The organism is Aestuariivirga sp. (assembly GCF_046294715.1).
Classification (GTDB): domain Bacteria; phylum Pseudomonadota; class Alphaproteobacteria; order Rhizobiales; family Aestuariivirgaceae; genus Aestuariivirga.
In genome coordinates, this window is record NZ_JBKBKI010000010.1 from 65,621 (window position 1) to 82,746 (window position 17,126).

Genomic DNA, 17,126 nt, shown 5'->3' on the forward strand with positions numbered 1-17,126 from the left:
GCCAGGCAGGCCCATCCGCGGATGCACGGGTGACCACCAGTGCGCGCCGGCGATCAAGTCGCGGACAACTGCGAGACGAAGTGCATCATCGGCATCTCCCAAACGGGAATCGAGCGCTTGCGGACCGAGCCCTATGCTGGCGGCGGCAAGAACGACGACGACGCAAAGGCAGAGGAGCCACAGCGGAAGGCGCAGGAGCAGGCTCCGAGGAGCTGCCGCTGCCGTGGCACCATCTATTCCCAAGCCCTCAGTCAGCTGAACACTCAATGCAATGCCCCAAAATACACTTTATAGATGTATTTTTCTCTTGTTACGCTTCGGTAAACGCGTGAACAGAGAGGCGAAAGGATTATTTAAGAGAAAAATGCGACCTCTGATCGTACTCGCGCAGAGGCTCCGCCGCGGCGAGCGAACAAAAGAGGGCCATGTGATCAACTCCCATTCCGAAGTCGTCATCATCGGAGCCGGACCGGCAGGTCTCACCGCATCCTATCAGCTCTCCAAGGCCGGCATATCCACCGCCGTGATCGAGGCCGATCCCAGATACGTCGGTGGAATCAGTCGTACCGCCAACTACAAGAACTTCCTGTTCGACATCGGAGGGCACCGTTTTTTCTCGAAGTCGCGCGAAGTGGTGGATCTATGGAAGGAGATTCTGCCACAGGACTTCATCGAGAGACCCAGGCTCTCGCGCATCTATTACGACGGCAAGTACTATTCCTATCCCCTAAAGGCCTTCGAGGCGCTGGGAAACCTCGGCGTGGTTGAGAGCGGCCTGTGTGTTCTCTCCTTTCTCTACAAGCAGACATTCCCTCACGAAAAGCCGGAAACCTTCCACCAGTGGGTGGCGAACCAGTTCGGCGAGCGGCTGTTCTCGATCTTCTTCAAGACCTACACAGAGAAAGTGTGGGGCATGAGCTGCGACGAGATATCGGCGGACTGGGCCGCTCAGCGCATCAAGGGACTGGACCTCTGGGGGGCGATGGCGAACGCACTTCGGAACTCGATCAAGCCAAAGGGCGTGAAGGATGGCACCTCCGCACGCGATGGCGAGGTCATCAAGACGCTGATCGAGAGCTTCCAGTACCCGCGAAAGGGTCCAGGCATGATGTGGGAGGCCGCTGCCGCCAAGACGCTGGCGCAGGGTGGGACGATTCACATGGGCCACCGCCTGGAAACCCTTGACCGCGACACGGCATCAGGTCTCTGGACGGTGACGGCGCGCACCGCCGAGGGCGCAGGGAAGGCCTTCACCGCGCGCCATGTCATCTCCTCGGCTCCCATACCCGAACTCATGCGCGCGATGCGTATCCCTCCGTCCAGCCTGCAGGCCGCCGAGAGCCTCCGCTACCGCGACTTTCTCACCGTGGCGCTGATGGTCAGCGAGCCGGACCTGTTCCCCGACAATTGGATCTACATCCACGAACCGTCGGTCAAGGTTGGACGCATCCAGAACTTCCGCTCATGGTCCCCCGAGATGGTTCCAGGCGACCATGCGACCTGCCTCGGGCTCGAGTATTTCTGCTTCGAGGGCGATGGCCTGTGGACCTCGCCGGATTCCGAACTCGTGGAACTCGCCAAGCGTGAGCTGGCGCAAATCGGCCTTGCCCGGCCGCAGAGCATCTTCGACGGTTGCGTGGTGCGCCAGAAGAAGGCTTATCCCGTCTATGATGAGGCCTATCGCGGTCACGTGGAAACGGTGCGCGCCGACATCGAAAAGAACTACCCCAACCTTCATCTGGTAGGGAGGAACGGAATGCACAAATACAACAATCAGGACCATGCCATGATGACCGCCATGCTGACGGTGAAGAATATCCTGGCGGGAGAAAAACTGTTCGATGTCTGGAACGTGAACGAGGATGCCGAGTACCACGAGGCGGGACCGTCGGGAGCGCAAAAGGCACTGGAAAGCATACGCATGGTTCCCCGCCGGCTGAGCGATGCCGCGTGATGTTGCGGGCGGGAGCGCCAGGGAATTGGCAGTGCGGCGCCTGCGGCTGGGCGGTGGACTTTGTGCGTTATCTCGCCGTCAGCGTGGCGGCATTGGGAACCGACCTCGGCGTCTTCGCCTGGATTGTGAAGCATGACGGAGACGCGGCTCTTGCCGCAACGGCAGGATATCTGACGGGGCTGGCCGCCCATTATGTGCTCTCCTCGCGCCTTGCCTTTCGCGACCGGCTGAAAGGCCGCGGGTTCGGAGCGGAAACGCCGGTCATGACAATCTTTCTTGTCACCGGCCTCGCAGGACTGGGTGTGACCTATCTCACCGTGATGCTGCTGTCGGATATTGTGGGGTTGGAGCCCATTCTCGCCAAGACCTTCGCCGTGGCACTGTCGTTCATCGCCGTCTTCCTCGCCCGGAGGCTCCTCGCGCTGAAACCGGCATCCTCGGCAATCGCGTGAATGCCCGGCGCGCTGCGCCACATCACGCGATGCCGATCAGCACCTTGCCATTCTCGATCTTCACCGGATAGGTACGGAGATCGACGCAGACCGGGGCGCCCCGGGCGACGCCCGTGCGGTAGTCGAAACGGCCGTTGTGCTTGGGGCATTCGATGATGTTGTCGATCACCAGCCCATCGGCAAGGTGAACCTTCTCGTGGGTGCATAGCCCGTCCGTGGCGTAATGGCTGCCGTCGGGCGAACGGTAGATCGCGTAGCTGCGGCCGTCATGGTCGAAGCGCATCACGTCTTCCGGCTCGATGTCGCTCACCGCGCACGCCTCGACCCATTCGGTCATCGGCTCTCCCCTGCTGCTCAGCCGATCCTGCCGTTCGGCAGGGGCGGCGTGGGCCTGGCCGTGGGCGGCAGCTGCCGGCGCACGAAATGGTTCGGATCCTTGATCTGCCGCCACAGCGTGGGAATGATTTCGCGGTAGCAGTCCCAGAAGCCGAGATAGGGCGGCGGGCAATCCTTCAGCATCTCCTGGTGGAGCTCCGGCAGCCGGTGATAGGGGACCATCGGAAACATGTGATGCTCCACGTGATAGTTCATGTTCCAATAGACGAAGCGGCTGAAGGGATTGAGGTAGACCGTCCGGCAGTTGAGCCGGTGGTCGAGCACGTCCTCGGCAAGGCCGATGTGCTGCGTGAGGCCCGTCAGCATCATGTGCCAGGAGCCATACATGCTGGGCAGCCCGATCAGCATGGCAGGCAGCATGGATCCCAGGGCCACGCAGGCCACGATCACGGCGAGGTAGATCGCCGTCCAAACGCGCGCCACGAAAAAAACCCTGGAGCGCTCGGCCTCCGGAATGAAGTCCTCCTCGGCCCGGGTGAGCTTCCCCGCAGCGTAGCGCAGCATCGCCCACCACGCCTGCGGCATCATCACGATACCGAAAAAGTTGAGCACCACCTTGGCGACTTCCGGCGGCCGCATGGTGATGATCTCTGGGTCACGCCCCACGATGATCGTGTCGGTGTGGTGGCGCGAATGGCTCCAGCGCCAGACGGTGGGATTGCGCACCGTCATGAAGCAGGCAACCTGATAGACGGCGTCGTTCTTCCACTGGGTGCGGAAGGCGGTGCCGTGGCCGCATTCATGCCAGCGCGAATCTCCCCCCGCGGTGTATAGAACGCCGTAAATGACGAAAAACGGCACGCACCACCACGTGCCCCACAGCAGGGCGCCGAGCCCACCCGTGGCGATAAGGGCGCTGATCCAGATCAGCGTGTCGCGCGTGGCGGGCACATCGGAACGCTGCATCAGCTCCTTCATCCGCGCGCGGGGGATCGGCGTCTTGTACCATTCGGCGTTGGCGAGGCCGATTTCCCGCGCGCGGGCGTTGAGCGGCCCCTCGAGGCTGTAGTCGCGCGGAAAGGGTGCGCTCGCTGTGTCGAAACTCATCGGCCTTCCTTCTGCTCAGCCCGCCAGCGCCCGGCCCGCGCTCCTGAGCTTGAGCGCGAAGACGATCAGCACCAGCCCTACAAGGATCGCCGTGCCCGCAATGATCCACAATATGCTGATGGCCCCATCCGCCGGATAGAGCATGATGAGCACGCCGAGCCCTGCGCCGATCAGCCCGGAGAGCCCGAGCCACAGTGCATGGTCGATCTCCCGCCGAAGAGCAATTGCCCCGAGGAGCTGCATCAGCCCGGCCGCAACGTTCCACAGGCCGATGAGCAGCACGACATAAACGACCGCGAAATCGGGGAACGACAGGCAGACGACTCCTGCCGCGATGCTGGCCAGAGCGTTGAGCATGGAAGGAACGGAGCGGCCTTCCTGCCCAGCGCGGAACTGGCTCCACAGGCCTATGAGGCCGTCGGCCAGTGCATAGAGCCCGAAAATGGTGACCACCACGGCGAGCGTGATGCCGGGATAAAGGAAGGCGGATAAACCGAAGATCAGGCTCGCCGCTCCTCGCAGCAGGATCGTCCGCCACATGGCGGTGAAGAACACGCGCATTCCCTTGGCCATTCCGTCCTCCCGGCCGGCTTCTCGGCCGGTAGCAGTCGCTTATAGCGTCTCGGCTTGGTCTCACCAAGAGCGCCCCAAGGCGCGGGTGCACTCAGTGGGGTGTCTGGTCGGATCGCCCGAAGGGCAGTATGGCGAGAACGGCAATCAGAATGATGGTGGCAAACACTGGAAGCACTGCAAATTCAGTCATTGAATCCCCCGTTCAATGCCGCTGGTATAGTTAACCGTTCGGGGACACGCAAGAGGTGCAACAACGCCAAAAAAAGAAATGCCGCCGCGGCCGCGGCGGCGGAGGGGCACGGGTGTGCAGCCAGGGCGGGCTGCGCCGTACCGACCGGGTTCTGATGTCCGCCGCGGTCTCTCCTCCCCCGGGGATGAGGCCGGTCTTTACGCGGCTCTTGGCAGCGGCGAGGGGTACTGCGGGGCTGGTGCAGCGATCCCCTTCCGCCACATTCGGGAAACATGGCAGGTTTCCCGCCTCGGAGGATCGGTGATTCCCGCTTCTACCGCCAACAGCCAGAGGTGGCAGAACAAAGTTTTTCCGCTAATGACGCTATTTAGTTTTGCAACAGGAGACGAGAATCGAGATGCCTGCCGACGCGCCGATGCCGCACGCGAAGTATGAGCACCTTGTTGCCCGCGCCAGGAGAATGCCGCCCGTTCGCACCGTGGTGGTCCATCCTTGCGACGAGAGTTCGCTTCGCGCCGCCGTCGAGTCCGCCGAACTCGGCATCACACAGCCGGTGCTCGTCGGGCCGCAGCACAAGATCAAGGCCATTGCAGCCGCAGCGGCGCTGGACATTTTGCCCTATACGATCGTCGACGTCCCGCACAGCCACGCCGCCGCAACCACCGGCGTTGCGATGATCCGCCACGGCGAGGGCGAGGTGCTGATGAAGGGCAGCCTCCACACCGACGAGCTCATGCACGAAGTGGCCGCGGCGGAGACTGGGCTTCGCACCGAGCGACGCATCAGCCATGTCTTCGTGATGGACGTTCCGAGCTATTCCGAAACGCTGTTCATCACCGATGCCGCCATCAACATCTTCCCCGACCTCGATGCCAAGCGGGACATTGTCCAGAATGCCATCGACCTCCACCACCGCATCGGTCTCGGCACACCGCGCGTCGCGATTCTCTCCGCCGTCGAGACCGTGACCACGAAGATCCCCTCCACGATCGAGGCGGCCGCACTGTGCAAGATGGCCGACAGAGGCCAGATCACCGGAGGATTGGTCGACGGTCCGCTGGCCTTCGACAATGCCATCGACCTCGAAGCCGCGCGCATCAAGGGCATACGCTCCGAGGTGGCAGGCCGCGCCCAGATCCTCGTCGTGCCCGATCTCGAGGCTGGTAACATGCTGGCCAAGAACCTGACATTTCTCGCCGGGGCCGACGCCGCCGGAATCGTGCTGGGCGCGCGGGTTCCCATCGTGCTCACCTCGCGGGCCGATTCGGTGCGCTCCCGCATGGCCTCCTGCGCCATCGCCAAGCTCCTGGCAGAGGCGCGGCGTGAACAAAACCCAGCCCAGGCCGTTTCTTCTTGACTTCGCGCGTTCCGCAGTTCATTTCGGAGCCGTGGCGAAGCGCGTCTTTACGCCACGATCAACAGGAACCCGACAACCCAATGCCAAGCGACAGTCATAGTCGATCGACCATGCCGTTACTGGCTCGCGCGGGCGCCTGACCTTCCTCAGTTCACCCGCCGCCGCCCGGTAACGGCTGGTCGGAACGAGGTGAACATCATGAGCTTCAATCTTTTTCGTTTTCGCAAGAGCAGCGGTGACAGCGAAGCCGCCGGTTCCGGCGCGGGCATCATCTTCCTGATGATGTCGCTCGTCTTCGTTCCTATCGCGGCGGCGCACGCTGCCGTCCTATGGCACGAATCGCAGGCCAGCGGCGCTCCGCAGCAGCTGGCCGCCTTCGTGGGCCTCCTTCTCGGCACCTTCTGATCAGGCGGGATCCGGTTCCGCCATGGCGAAGGCGTCAATCTCGATGATCATTCCGGGATAGGCGAGCACCGGCAGCGCCACATCGGTGCTTGCCGGGCCTGGTGCTGCGAAGAAGGCATCGCGGATGCGCTGGTTCTCGCGCAGCGCGGCCAAGCCGGAGGGGCCGGCATAGACCGTCGTCAGCTTGCAGATGTCGTCGTATCCCGCTCCGAGCTCGCGCAGGATGGAGCCGATGTGCACCATGGCCTGGGCAGTCTGGGCGCGCATGTCGAAGGGGTTGACGGCGATGCCCCGGGTATCGAGCGACACCTGCCCGCCGAGGAAGATCATGTCGTGGCACTTGAGGCCGTGCCAATAGGGAATGTTCACCGTCCAGTCCCAAAGCGTGTCGGGCCAGACCTGGCGGCGCGGCAGAGAGCTTCCGTCCTCGCCGAGCATCGCCACAACCTCGATCTTGATGAGCTGGCCCTCGCGAGCATGGCGGGGGATGGGTACGCCGGTCGCCGCCGGCCCGGGCTCCTCGAAACTGGCAGCGCAGGCGAGTGCCGCCGGTTCGAAATCCTCGGTCCTGCCCTGCCCCACGTACCAGCGGTTTATCTTCACCACGTCGCCGAAGCCCGCGCCGAATGCCGCGAGCGCCGCCTTGATGCACGCCATCACCTCTCCCGTCTGGGCCACGATGTCGAACGGGTGGAGCAGCTCGCCCTGCGCCGTCACCGGGCTCTGGGCGCTGACGAAGATCATCTTGCCGCAGCGCACCACCCCGGCGAATGCATCGGGCAGCGGCGAGAGCGCAAGGGGCGTTTCGTGCCGGCGCGGCATCGTGGCCCCGTCGGGCCGCGCCATGGCGAAGGCCTCGACCAGCACCTCGGCGCCGGGGAACGCGAGATAGGGCACCGGCACCGCGGTAACGGCGGGTTTCAGCCCCCGGGGCAGCAGCGCACCCAGCGCTTCGAGCAGCGCGGCCTCGTCACGCGTGCCGTCATAAACATAGAAGCACAGCAGCTTCACGACATGGTCAAGTCCAAGGCCGAACTCGGAGAGGACGCGCTCGGTATTGGCCATGGCGCCCGGCAGTTGAGAGATCGGATCGCTTCCGCCCCGCTTCTCGCCCGTGGCGTCGGTCGCCATCTGCCCGCTGACCCACACCACCTCGCCGCAGCGAACCGCCTGGGAATGGCCGACGCCCGGCCCCCAGCTCCAGTGTCCAGCCGGAGACGCGTGCTGCTTTTTCATGGAGTGCTCCCCTCGTCGAGAGGTCCAGTCTCGATGGCGAAAGGCGCCCCGTCAATCGCGGCGGGCGCATGACCGCCCTGCCGCATCAGTCGCGGGCGCCGTTCCTCGGCATGGTCTCGGCGATACGCGCCCCGGCCCGGTTCCTGTGATTTCCATGCGCCAGCACGAGGCCGCCGAGCAGCGCCATGCCGATGAGCTGGAGACCGCAGAACATCAGCATCACGCCCATCAGCGAGAGAAGGCCGTATGGCGCTGCGACACCCATGGCCTGGGCGGTCAGGACGCTGAGGAGCGGCACCGCTGCGGCGGCGGAGACGAGCACCAGCCCGAGCACCACAGCAAGTCCGCACAGTCTCTCCGTGCCGTAAATGCCGCTCAGGGCACCCATAACTCGGACCAGTCCCGCCCCGCCCTCTCGGCCAACCGGATTTTCGCCCTTGATCTCCATTTCACCCGCCTGGTAGCCGAGCCGCCGGGCGGCGAAGGGAAGATGCGCCAGGGCGGTGCCCTTCTCGGCCACGACCGCCAGCACCTCGCGGCGATACGCCGCCGTGCCGCCGAGCGGATTTCGGAGCTGGAGCCCGGTGAGCCTGCGCAGCAACGAGAAGACTCCGGTCGCCTGTCCGGAGCGGTAGCCGATCACCACGTCGTTGCCTGCCTCCACCAGCGCCTCGAGCTGTCCCATGGCAGAAGCTGCAGCATCAGGTTCGAGCGTGATGACGATGTCGCCGGTGGCTGCCAGCACTCCCGCCTCTCGGGCCTCTTCCACCCCGAACTGCTTGCGAAGCCGCATCGGGCGCAGCCGCCTGTCCCGCCAGGCCTCGGATTGCAACGTTGCCCATGTGAGATCATCGCTGTGATCGTCGACTACGATGATCTCGCCCAGCTTGATGTTTGCCAGTTCCGCCTCCGCGGCGACCTCCGCCAGCCGGCCGGTGATGGTCTCTGCCACGTTGCGGACGGCCAGCACCAGACTGACGCGCGGCCCGCGTGCCAGCAGAAATTGTGACTGCAGCTTCGAAAGATCGTTCACTGGAAATCCCCTCGCGGGCCCAAATGCGCAAGGAGCGTGGAAAGTTCCACCCAGAGCCAAGTCCGGGGGGGGGGCGAGCGCTCCCGGCCGGAACGCCTCAGGGCTTGGTCTGGAGGCTCTCGATATGGGCGATGAGATTGTCGACCCGGCGTGCCACGGACCCTTCGTCACCTTCCGCCCCGCCCAGTTCGGCTGCAGCCTCCTCCTTGAACCACACGCCCCAGACCGGCATCTCCCGGTCCATGTGGCCTTCGATCGGGTCGCGCCCGTCGATCAGCCGCGCCAGCTTCTCACGGGGGAAGCTGCCATATCGCTCGGTGAGCGTCGTCAGGTCGGGCGGCGGGCTCGAGAGGCCGAAGGCCTTGGGGCCATCGCCCTTGCCGTCTTCGCCGTGGCAGCTCGCGCAGTACATGTTGAAATCGGCTTCCCCCGAGACGGCGGCATTTGTCGTCTCCTGGGCATGGAGCGAAGCCGAAAGAAGCCCCAGGAAGAGCAGGACGCCGGCCGGACGGAACAGGGAAACTCCCATGTCGATCACCTTCTGATTCACGCTGCATTCCCCGCGCGCGAGTCTAGGGTGAGGCTACCGGCCCCGCAAGCGCGTTCAGGAGCCGGCCGGTTTCAGCTGAACGCTCTCGCCGCAACCGCAGGCGGAGACCTGGTTGGGATTGTTGAAGACGAACCCCGATTTGAGCGGTGAGGTCTGATAGTCCATCTCGGTACCGAGCAGGAACATCATGGCTTTGGCCTCGATCAGCACCTTGACGCCCTTGTCCTCCACCACCTCGTCGAAGGGCTTCTGATCCTCGGCCCATTCCATGGTGTATTCCATGCCGGCGCAGCCACCGTTCTTGACCCCGATGCGCAGCCCGACGACGGGCCTTTCGGCACGCGACATGATCTCGCGCACGCGTTCTGCGGCGGCATCCGTCAGCTTCATGATCTGCGGCCTGGGCCGGGGATTGGCGGATGCCATGGCGTCCTCCTTACCACATGTTGAGCGCAACGCGGGCCTCATCCGACATGCGGCTGTGGTCCCACGGCGGGTCGAAAACGATAGTCGCCCGGGCACTCTTCACGCCGGGCACGGCGGAAACGGCATTCTCCACCCAACCGGGCATGTCGCCTGCCACGGGGCAGCCCGGTGCCGTCAACGTCATTTCGATGGCAACGTTCCGGTCATCGTCGATGTCGACCTTGTAGACGAGGCCCAGCTCGTAGATGTCGACGGGGATTTCCGGGTCATAGACGGTCTTGAGCGCCGCCACGATGTCGTCGGTGAGGCGCGCGAGTTCGTCCGGCGGAATGGCCGATGGGTTCGGCGCAGCTCCGGTTTCATGCATCGTCTGGGTGGCGGCTTCGGTCATCCGAATATCCTCCGGGCAGAGATAAGCGCTTCCGCCAGCACATCAACCTCTTCGAGGGTGTTGTACACGGCGAAGGAGGCACGGCAGGTTGCAGTCACGCCGAAGCGCTGCAGCAGCGGCTGCGTGCAATGGGTACCAGCGCGCACGGCCACGCCCGCGCGGTCGATCACGGTTGCCACGTCGTGGGCGTGGGCTCCCTCCATGGTGAAGGAGACGATCGCCCCCTTCTCCCGGGCGCGGCCGAAGATGCGGATGGCGTTGATCTCGGAAAGGCGCTGCATGGCGCGGTCGCGAAGCTTCGCCTCGTGCGAGGCGATGGCGTCGAGGCCGATGCCTCGCATGTAATCGAGCGCCGCACCGAGCCCGATCGCCTGGACGATGGCCGGCGTTCCCGCCTCGAAGCGGTGCGGCGGATCGTTGTAGGTGATCGCCTGGGTTGTCACTTCGGCAATCATCTCGCCGCCCCCCTGGTAGGGCGGCATCTTCGCGAGCAGCCCCTTTTTGCCATAGAGCACGCCGATGCCGGTGGGGCCATAGGTCTTGTGGCCGGTAAAGACGTAGAAGTCGGCATCCAGCGCCTGGACGTCCACCGCCATGTGCACGCAGGCCTGAGAGCCGTCGACCAGCACGGGAATTCCCCGCGCATGGGCAAGCCGGATAACCTCCCCCACCGGCACGATGGTGCCGAGCGCATTGGACATCTGGGTGATGGCGACGATCTTCGTCCTGGGCGTCAGCAGCTTCTCGAATTCCTCGAGCAGGAAATTGCCGTCTTCGTCGACCGGCGCCCATTTCAACACAACGCCTTTCCGCTCGCGATGGAAGTGCCATGGCACGATGTTGGAGTGATGCTCGAGGATCGAGAGCACGACCTCGTCACCCTCCTTCAGCACCATGCCGCCGAAGCTCTGCGCTACGAGGTTGATCGCCTCCGTGGCGTTGCGGGTGAAGATGATCTGATCGGCTGAAGGCGCGTTGAGGAAACGTCGCACGCTCTCGCGCGCATCTTCGAAGGCCTGGGTCGCGGCGTTGGAGAGGAAGTGCAGGCCCCGGTGAACGTTGGCGTATTCCTCCGTATAGGCCTTCGTCATCGCGTCCAGCACCCGCTTCGGCTTCTGGGCCGAGGCGGCATTGTCGAGATAGACGAGCTTCTTGCCATAGACCTCGCGCGAGAGGATGGGGAAATCGCCGCGGATGGCCTGCACGTCGAATGCCATCAGCCCCTCCTCCGGTGTTCCGTGAGCCAGCGCGCGGCATAATCCGTGAGCGCCTCGCGGATGCCGTCATGGTGGATGGCGTCGAAGGCCTCGCCCACGAAGGCGGCGATGAGCAGCGCCTTGGCTTCCGCCTCCGGCACACCGCGCGACTTGAGATAGAACACGTGGTCGTGGTTGAGATCCCCCGCCGTGGCGCCATGGCCGCAGACCACGTCGTCGGCATAGATCTCGAGTTCCGGCTTGGCGTCGAACTCCGCCGTCTCGGAAAGAAGCAGCGCATGGCTGGATTGCTTCCCGTCCGTCTTCTGGGCGTCGCGCTGCACGATCACCTTGCCCTGGAAGATGCCGCGGGCATGATCGTCCATCACGCACTTGAACAGCTCGCGGCTGGCGCAGTTCGGCACCTGGTGATCGACGACGAGCCGCGTGTCGGCATGCTGCCTACCCGCCAGCAGATAGGCGCCCGTCACCCTGGCATCGGCGAACTCGCCTGCGAAGCAGTAGGTGCCGTTCTGCCGGTTGAGCCTGGCTCCCGTCGAAAGCGTGAAATCGCGCAGCGTAGTGTTTCGCCCCAGCGTCACGTGGGCATGGGAGAGATGCGTTGCTTCATGCGAGTCGAGCTCCACCTTGATGCGGTCGAGCCTTGCTCCGGCGCCGACCCTGATCTCCGTCACGCTGTTGGCGAGGTAGCTCCCCTCGCCCAGGTGCGTCTCGATGATGGTCGCGGAGGCATCGTCCGCCACCTCGATCGCGTTCCGCGTGGCGATGGTGCGAGGCGCGGCATTGGTGGAAATGAAGACGAGTTCGACGGGCGTGTCGATGTTGCCCTCCAGCCTGATCCGCGCGCCGTCCGTGGCGAAGGCCGCGTTCATCTGCTGCACCGGCTCCTCGCTCCCCGCGCGGAACTCCACCGCACCATTTGCGAGTCTCGAATGCGCGCGGTCATAGTGCCCGTTCACGAACACCATGCGCGTCGCCGCGATGCCGTGGAAGATCGAGCCGCCGAGCAGCCGCTCCACTTCTCCTGCACCCGGTTCCACCTTCTGGCGCGGCGGGTAGGGCTTGTCGATGAGTTGACGCAGGTCGGTCCAGCGCCAGTCCTCCATGCGGCGGTGCGGCAGCTGGAAGCCCAGCGCCTCTTCTGCGGCCGTCCTGGCAAGAGCCGTCGTCATGCCGCATCCTTCGCGAATTCGCCATAGCCCTTCTCCTCGAGTTCGAGCGCGAGGCTCTTGTCGCCGGACTTCACGATGCGGCCGCCGGAGAGGACATGGACGTAATCGGGCACGATGTAGTCCAGCAGGCGCTGGTAGTGGGTGATGACGATCATCGCGCGCGTGGGCGAGCGCAGCGCGTTGACGCCGTCGGCCACCACGCGCATGGCGTCGATGTCGAGGCCCGAATCCGTCTCATCGAGGATGCAGAGCGAGGGCTCCAGCACCGCCATCTGCAGGATCTCGGCGCGCTTCTTCTCGCCGCCGGAGAAGCCGACATTGACCGGCCGCTTCAGCATGTCCTGGCTCACGTTCAGCTTCGCCGCCCGGTCCTTCACGAGGCGCATGAAATCCGGCGTCGAAAGCTCCTTCTCCCCGCGCGCCTTGCGCTGGGCATTGAGCGCCACCTTCAGGAACTGCATGGTGGCCACGCCCGGGATCTCGATGGGGTACTGGAAGGCCAGGAACACGCCCTTCGCGGCACGTTCCTCCGGCGGCATTTCGAGCAGGTCCTCGCCGCGGTAGGTGACGGAGCCTTCCGTCACCTCGTAACCTTCGCGGCCCGAGAGCACATAGGACAGCGTGGACTTGCCGGAGCCGTTGGGCCCCATGATGGCGTGCACTTCGCCGGGCTTCACCGAGAGCGACAGGCCGCGCAGGATCTCCCGCTCCTCGTCCTCGAGCTTCACATGCAAGTTATCGATATCGAGAAGTGTCACGGGATCAACTCACGTTTGCGATTGAAAAATGGACGAAGTGGCAGCGGCAGGCGTCATCCGACGCTCCCCTCCAGTGAAATGCCGATCAGCTTCTGCGTCTCGGCCATGAACTCCATCGGCAATTGCTGCAGCACGTCGCGCACGAAGCCGTTGACGATGAGCGCCACCGCCTCCTCCTGCGAGAGTCCACGCGACATGCAGTAGAACATCTGGTCGTCCGAAATTTTCGACGTCGTCGCCTCGTGCTCGAACTGCGCCGTCGAGGTCTTGGATTCGATGTAGGGCACCGTGTGCGCGCCGCACTTGTCGCCGATGAGGAGCGAGTCGCACTGCGTGAAATTGCGCGCGTTCAGCGCCTTCCGGTGCGCCGAAACGAGGCCGCGATAGGTGTTGTCGGAACGGCCGGCCGCGATGCCCTTGGAGATGATTCTGCTCGAGGTGTTCTTGCCGAGATGGATCATCTTCGTGCCGCTGTCGACCTGCTGGCGCCCATTGGAGATGGCGATCGAGTAGAACTCGCCCCGGGACTCTTCGCCGCGCAGGATGCAGCTCGGATACTTCCAGGTGATGGCGGAACCGGTCTCCACCTGCGTCCAGGAGATCTTGGAGCGGGGACCGCGGCAGTCGCCGCGTTTCGTTACGAAGTTATAGACGCCGCCCTTGCCCTCGGCATCCCCGGGGTACCAGTTCTGCACCGTCGAGTACTTGATCTCGGCGTCGTCGAGCGCGATGAGCTCGACGACGGCCGCGTGAAGCTGGCTCTCCTCCCGCGTCGGTGCGGTGCAGCCTTCGAGATAGGAGACGTAGGAGCCCTTGTCGGCGATGATCAGAGTCCGCTCGAACTGGCCGGTGTTCTTGGCGTTCATGCGGAAATAGGTCGAGAGCTCCATCGGGCAGCGCACGCCCGGCGGCACATAGACGAACGAGCCATCCGAGAACACTGCAGCGTTCAGCGCTGCGTAATAGTTGTCGCCCTGAGGCACCACCGAGAAGAGATACTTCTGGACGAGCTCCGGATGCTCGCGGATCGCCTCGGAAATCGAGCAGAAGATCACGCCGGCCTTGGCGAGTTCCGCCTTGAAGGTGGTGACGACCGAAACCGAGTCGAACACGGCATCGACCGCCACCTTGCCGGAGGCATATTCGCCGCCCGCCTCGTCGAGTTCGCTCTTCTCGCCCTGCTTCCGGACGCCGGCCAGGATTTCCTGTTCCTTCAGCGGAATGCCGAGCTTGGCATAGGTCTCGAGCAGCTTCGGGTCTACCTCGTCGAGGCTCTTCGGGGCGCTGACGCCCTTGGGGGCTGCGTAATAGTAGATGTCCTGGAAGTCGATCTTCGGATAGCTCACCTTGGCCCAGGTGGGCTCTTCCATCTGCAGCCAGCGGCGATATGCTTCGAGGCGGGCCTCCAGCATCCACTGGGGCTCGTTCTTCTTCTGCGAGATGAAGCGGACGGTGTCCTCGGAAAGGCCTTTCGGGGCATACTCCGACTCGATGTCGGTGGTGAAGCCGTACTTGTACTTGTCGACGTCGATGTCCTTGACGAGCGCAATCGTTTCTACGTCAGCCATGATTTCCTCAAGCAGCTGCCCTGGCCTTGTGGCGGTCGCGAATCTTGCGCCACGCGGCGATGAAGTGGTCGATGTGGTTTTCTGTCGTGTCCCAGCCGAGTGATACGCGGATCGCGGCACTGGAGATTTCCGGCGCAACGCCCATTGCCGCCAGCACATGCGATTTCGCCACCTTGCCCGACGAGCAGGCCGAGCCTGACGAGACGGCGATGCCCTCGAGGTCGAAGGCCATCAGCAACGTCTCGGCATTCATGCCCGGATAGGCAAAACACGTCGTATTGGGCAGCCGTTCCGCGCCCGAGCCGAAGATCACCGCGCCCTCGAGTGCCGTATCAAGCCTGTCGCGCAGCGCCTGCGTTTCGGCCTTCCTTCGCGCCACTGCGCCGAAACCCGCGGCCGCCACGAGATTTTCCGTTCCCGCCCGGCGCCGAAGCTCCTGCCCGCCGCCATGGATCAGCGGTTCGAGTGCCAGGCCGTCCCGCACAACGAGCGCGCCCGCACCCACCGGGCCTCCCGCCTTGTGGGCCGACAGCGTCATCAGATCGACGCCAAGCAGACCGAAATTGACCGGAACCTTGCCCAGACCCTGAACTGAATCCGCATGGACGAGCGCACCATGGAGCTTCGCGAGACGCACGACTTCGGCCACGGGCTGAATGACGCCCGTCTCGTTGTTGGCGAGCATCACGCTGACCAGCGCTTTCGGCCCCTTCAGCATCGCTTCGAGCGCGGCGAGATCGATGACACCGTTTCCACCCACCGGGATCGCTTCGACCGGCCTTCCGCTGGCCTTGGCGGCCTCGAGCACCGACGGATGCTCGATGGCGGAGACGATCAACCGCTCGACGGGCGCGCCCTTCAGCGCGAGGTTATTGGCTTCGCTGCCGCCCGAGGTGAACACCACCATGGGCGGAATGACGCCCACGGCGCGGGCCACCTCCTCCCTCGCATCGTCGAGCAGCCTCCGCGCCGCACGGCCTTCGGCATGGACCGAGGAGGCGTTGCCGGTGCAATCCATTGCCGCGCGCATCGCAGCCCTGGCTTCGGGGCGAAGCGGCGATGTCGCGTTATGGTCGAGGTAGCTCCTCACGCCGGCTGGCCCTCCGGGTGGCGGTCCTTCGTCTGCTTGATCATGGCGGCCAGCGCCAGGTTGCGCTTCTCGACCACATCCTCGAGGGTGATCGAGGCGAGGAAGTACATCATCTGACGGCCAAGGCTCGACCACAGGTCGTGCGCGTTGCAGCGTTCGCCCTTTACGCAACCTTCGACGGCGTCGCCACCGCAACGCGTGAACTGCAACTCTTCGTCAACTGCGGCAATGATTTCGGCAACGGGAATCATGTTCGTGGCGCGCGCCAGCCGATACCCGCCGCCGGGACCCCGCGCGCTCTCGACGAGCTTCGCCTTGCGCAGCTTTCCGAAAAGCTGCTCGAGATATTCCTGGCTGATGTCCTGCCGCTCGGCGATTTCGGCCAGCGAGACCGGTTCGCCCTCCGACTGCGCCGCGATGTCGATCATCGCCATCACGGCATAGCGGCCCTTGGTGCTCATCTTCATGGCACGAAATCCTTGATTTTGAACCCCTCACCCGTGCTAAAGGCGAGGGCTCCAGGGGCGGTGCTTCCCGCCAGTTTCGAACAATTCTAAACAGGGATATAGAAAACCCGAGTACAGGAGTCAATTATTCGCTGGACCCTCTCCACGAATATTCCCGTGCCGGTATCTCCCATGAGGATCAGAGCTTTATGCCGGAAGTGATTTTCAGCGGACCAGCGGGCCGGATCGAGGCGCGTTACCATCATTCCAAGGCCGCGGGCTCGCCCATCGCCATCCTGCTTCATCCGCATCCGACGTTCGGCGGCACGATGAACAACCCCATCGTGCATGCCATGTACCAGATGTTCCAGAGCCGCGGCTTCTCTGTTTTGCGCTTCAATTTCAGGGGTGTGGGCCGCAGCCAGGGAGTGTTCGAGAACGGCGCCGGCGAACTCTCGGACGCAGCCTCGGCACTCGATTGGCTGCAGTCGTTCAACCGCGAGGCGAAGATCTGCTGGATCGCGGGCGTCTCCTTCGGTGCCTGGATATCGATGCAACTGCTGATGCGGCGGCCGGAAATCTCCGGCTTCATCTCCGTCGCACCGCTGGCCAAGCACTATGACTTCTCGTTTCTCGCCCCCTGCCCCGCCTCCGGCCTGTTCGTGAACGGCGAGAAGGACACGGTGACGCCGCCCGAGGCCGTGCACAGCCTGGTGTCCAAGCTCAAGACCCAGAAGGGAATTTCGGTCGAGCACAAGGTGATTCCCGGCGCCAACCACTTCTTCCAGGACAAGATCGACGAGCTGACCCGCACCTGCTCCTCCTATCTGGACAAGCGCCTCGCGGCGGAAGGCCAGCTCTAGGC

Annotated in this window: 19 protein-coding genes; 5 read left to right on the forward strand and 14 right to left on the reverse strand. The window is 64.0% G+C overall.

Annotated elements, in window-relative coordinates; translation table 11 throughout:
• Nucleotides 1-430: 430 nt before the first annotated feature.
• Both ACK4HL_RS09280 and ACK4HL_RS09285 read left to right on the forward strand, forming a co-directional pair.
• Entirely contained in the window at nt 431-1,954 is a 1,524-nt protein-coding gene (locus ACK4HL_RS09280) for an NAD(P)/FAD-dependent oxidoreductase (protein ID WP_409759187.1), read from the forward strand.
• 62 nt (nt 1,955-2,016) lie between these two features.
• Entirely contained in the window at nt 2,017-2,406 is a 390-nt protein-coding gene (locus ACK4HL_RS09285; protein WP_409759076.1) for a GtrA family protein, read from the forward strand.
• A gap of 22 nt (nt 2,407-2,428) precedes the next feature.
• Here ACK4HL_RS09285 and ACK4HL_RS09290 read toward each other — a convergent pair whose 3' ends face one another.
• From ACK4HL_RS09290 to ACK4HL_RS09300, 3 genes are read right to left on the reverse strand one after another with little or no spacing between them, the layout of a single operon-like run.
• Complete coding sequence (locus ACK4HL_RS09290; protein WP_409759079.1) at nt 2,429-2,743, reverse strand: MocE family 2Fe-2S type ferredoxin; 315 nt, start codon at nt 2,741-2,743, stop codon at nt 2,429-2,431.
• A gap of 17 nt (nt 2,744-2,760) precedes the next feature.
• Nucleotides 2,761-3,849 carry a fatty acid desaturase family protein gene (locus tag ACK4HL_RS09295; RefSeq protein WP_409759082.1) on the reverse strand — a complete coding sequence of 363 codons (1,089 nt, stop codon included), beginning with the start codon at nt 3,847-3,849 and terminating at the stop codon, nt 2,761-2,763.
• 15 nt (nt 3,850-3,864) lie between these two features.
• Nucleotides 3,865-4,422 carry an HdeD family acid-resistance protein gene (locus ACK4HL_RS09300; protein ID WP_409759085.1) on the reverse strand — a complete coding sequence of 186 codons (558 nt, stop codon included), beginning with the start codon at nt 4,420-4,422 and terminating at the stop codon, nt 3,865-3,867.
• Between the two features lie 587 nt (nt 4,423-5,009).
• On the opposite strand from ACK4HL_RS09300, the gene ACK4HL_RS09305 reads away from it, so the two are divergent.
• Together ACK4HL_RS09305 and ACK4HL_RS09310 are read left to right on the forward strand one after the other, a co-directional pair.
• Entirely contained in the window at nt 5,010-5,969 is a 960-nt protein-coding gene (locus tag ACK4HL_RS09305) for a phosphate acetyltransferase (RefSeq protein WP_409759088.1), read from the forward strand.
• 189 nt (nt 5,970-6,158) lie between these two features.
• Nucleotides 6,159-6,374, forward strand: coding sequence for a hypothetical protein (locus ACK4HL_RS09310; RefSeq protein WP_409759091.1), 216 nt, complete (start codon nt 6,159-6,161; stop codon nt 6,372-6,374).
• Here the strand turns inward: ACK4HL_RS09310 and ACK4HL_RS09315 are convergent, their stop codons facing one another.
• From ACK4HL_RS09315 to ACK4HL_RS09365, 11 genes are all read right to left on the reverse strand, one after another.
• Nucleotides 6,375-7,610, reverse strand: coding sequence for a RidA family protein (locus tag ACK4HL_RS09315; protein WP_409759094.1), 1,236 nt, complete (start codon nt 7,608-7,610; stop codon nt 6,375-6,377).
• 85 nt (nt 7,611-7,695) lie between these two features.
• Nucleotides 7,696-8,643 carry a glycosyltransferase family 2 protein gene (locus ACK4HL_RS09320; RefSeq protein ID WP_409759097.1) on the reverse strand — a complete coding sequence of 316 codons (948 nt, stop codon included), beginning with the start codon at nt 8,641-8,643 and terminating at the stop codon, nt 7,696-7,698.
• 97 nt (nt 8,644-8,740) lie between these two features.
• Nucleotides 8,741-9,193: a c-type cytochrome gene (locus ACK4HL_RS09325; RefSeq protein ID WP_409759100.1), complete on the reverse strand. Its 453-nt coding sequence runs from the start codon at nt 9,191-9,193 to the stop codon at nt 8,741-8,743.
• A 54-nt stretch (nt 9,194-9,247) separates the two neighbouring features.
• Nucleotides 9,248-9,619 carry a HesB/IscA family protein gene (locus ACK4HL_RS09330; protein ID WP_409759103.1) on the reverse strand — a complete coding sequence of 124 codons (372 nt, stop codon included), beginning with the start codon at nt 9,617-9,619 and terminating at the stop codon, nt 9,248-9,250.
• A 10-nt stretch (nt 9,620-9,629) separates the two neighbouring features.
• Complete coding sequence (locus tag ACK4HL_RS09335; RefSeq protein ID WP_409759106.1) at nt 9,630-10,010, reverse strand: SUF system Fe-S cluster assembly protein; 381 nt, start codon at nt 10,008-10,010, stop codon at nt 9,630-9,632.
• Complete coding sequence (locus tag ACK4HL_RS09340; protein ID WP_409759109.1) at nt 10,007-11,227, reverse strand: cysteine desulfurase; 1,221 nt, start codon at nt 11,225-11,227, stop codon at nt 10,007-10,009. Before ACK4HL_RS09340 ends, ACK4HL_RS09335 begins: the two co-directional genes overlap by 4 nt.
• Entirely contained in the window at nt 11,227-12,399 is a 1,173-nt protein-coding gene (sufD, locus tag ACK4HL_RS09345) for a Fe-S cluster assembly protein SufD (protein ID WP_409759112.1), read from the reverse strand. Before sufD ends, ACK4HL_RS09340 begins: the two co-directional genes overlap by 1 nt.
• Entirely contained in the window at nt 12,396-13,157 is a 762-nt protein-coding gene (gene sufC, locus ACK4HL_RS09350) for a Fe-S cluster assembly ATPase SufC (protein WP_409759115.1), read from the reverse strand. The genes sufD and sufC overlap by 4 nt, the downstream gene beginning before the upstream one ends.
• A 53-nt stretch (nt 13,158-13,210) precedes the next feature.
• Nucleotides 13,211-14,728 carry a Fe-S cluster assembly protein SufB gene (gene sufB, locus ACK4HL_RS09355; protein ID WP_409759190.1) on the reverse strand — a complete coding sequence of 506 codons (1,518 nt, stop codon included), beginning with the start codon at nt 14,726-14,728 and terminating at the stop codon, nt 13,211-13,213.
• A gap of 4 nt (nt 14,729-14,732) precedes the next feature.
• Nucleotides 14,733-15,755: a cysteine desulfurase family protein gene (locus tag ACK4HL_RS09360; RefSeq protein WP_409759192.1), complete on the reverse strand. Its 1,023-nt coding sequence runs from the start codon at nt 15,753-15,755 to the stop codon at nt 14,733-14,735.
• Nucleotides 15,756-15,811: 56 nt separating this feature from the next.
• Nucleotides 15,812-16,282 carry an Rrf2 family transcriptional regulator gene (locus ACK4HL_RS09365; RefSeq protein WP_409759118.1) on the reverse strand — a complete coding sequence of 157 codons (471 nt, stop codon included), beginning with the start codon at nt 16,280-16,282 and terminating at the stop codon, nt 15,812-15,814.
• A gap of 188 nt (nt 16,283-16,470) precedes the next feature.
• On the opposite strand from ACK4HL_RS09365, the gene ACK4HL_RS09370 reads away from it, so the two are divergent.
• Nucleotides 16,471-17,124 carry an alpha/beta hydrolase gene (locus ACK4HL_RS09370; RefSeq protein ID WP_409759121.1) on the forward strand — a complete coding sequence of 218 codons (654 nt, stop codon included), beginning with the start codon at nt 16,471-16,473 and terminating at the stop codon, nt 17,122-17,124.
• Nucleotides 17,125-17,126: the final 2 nt, after the last annotated feature.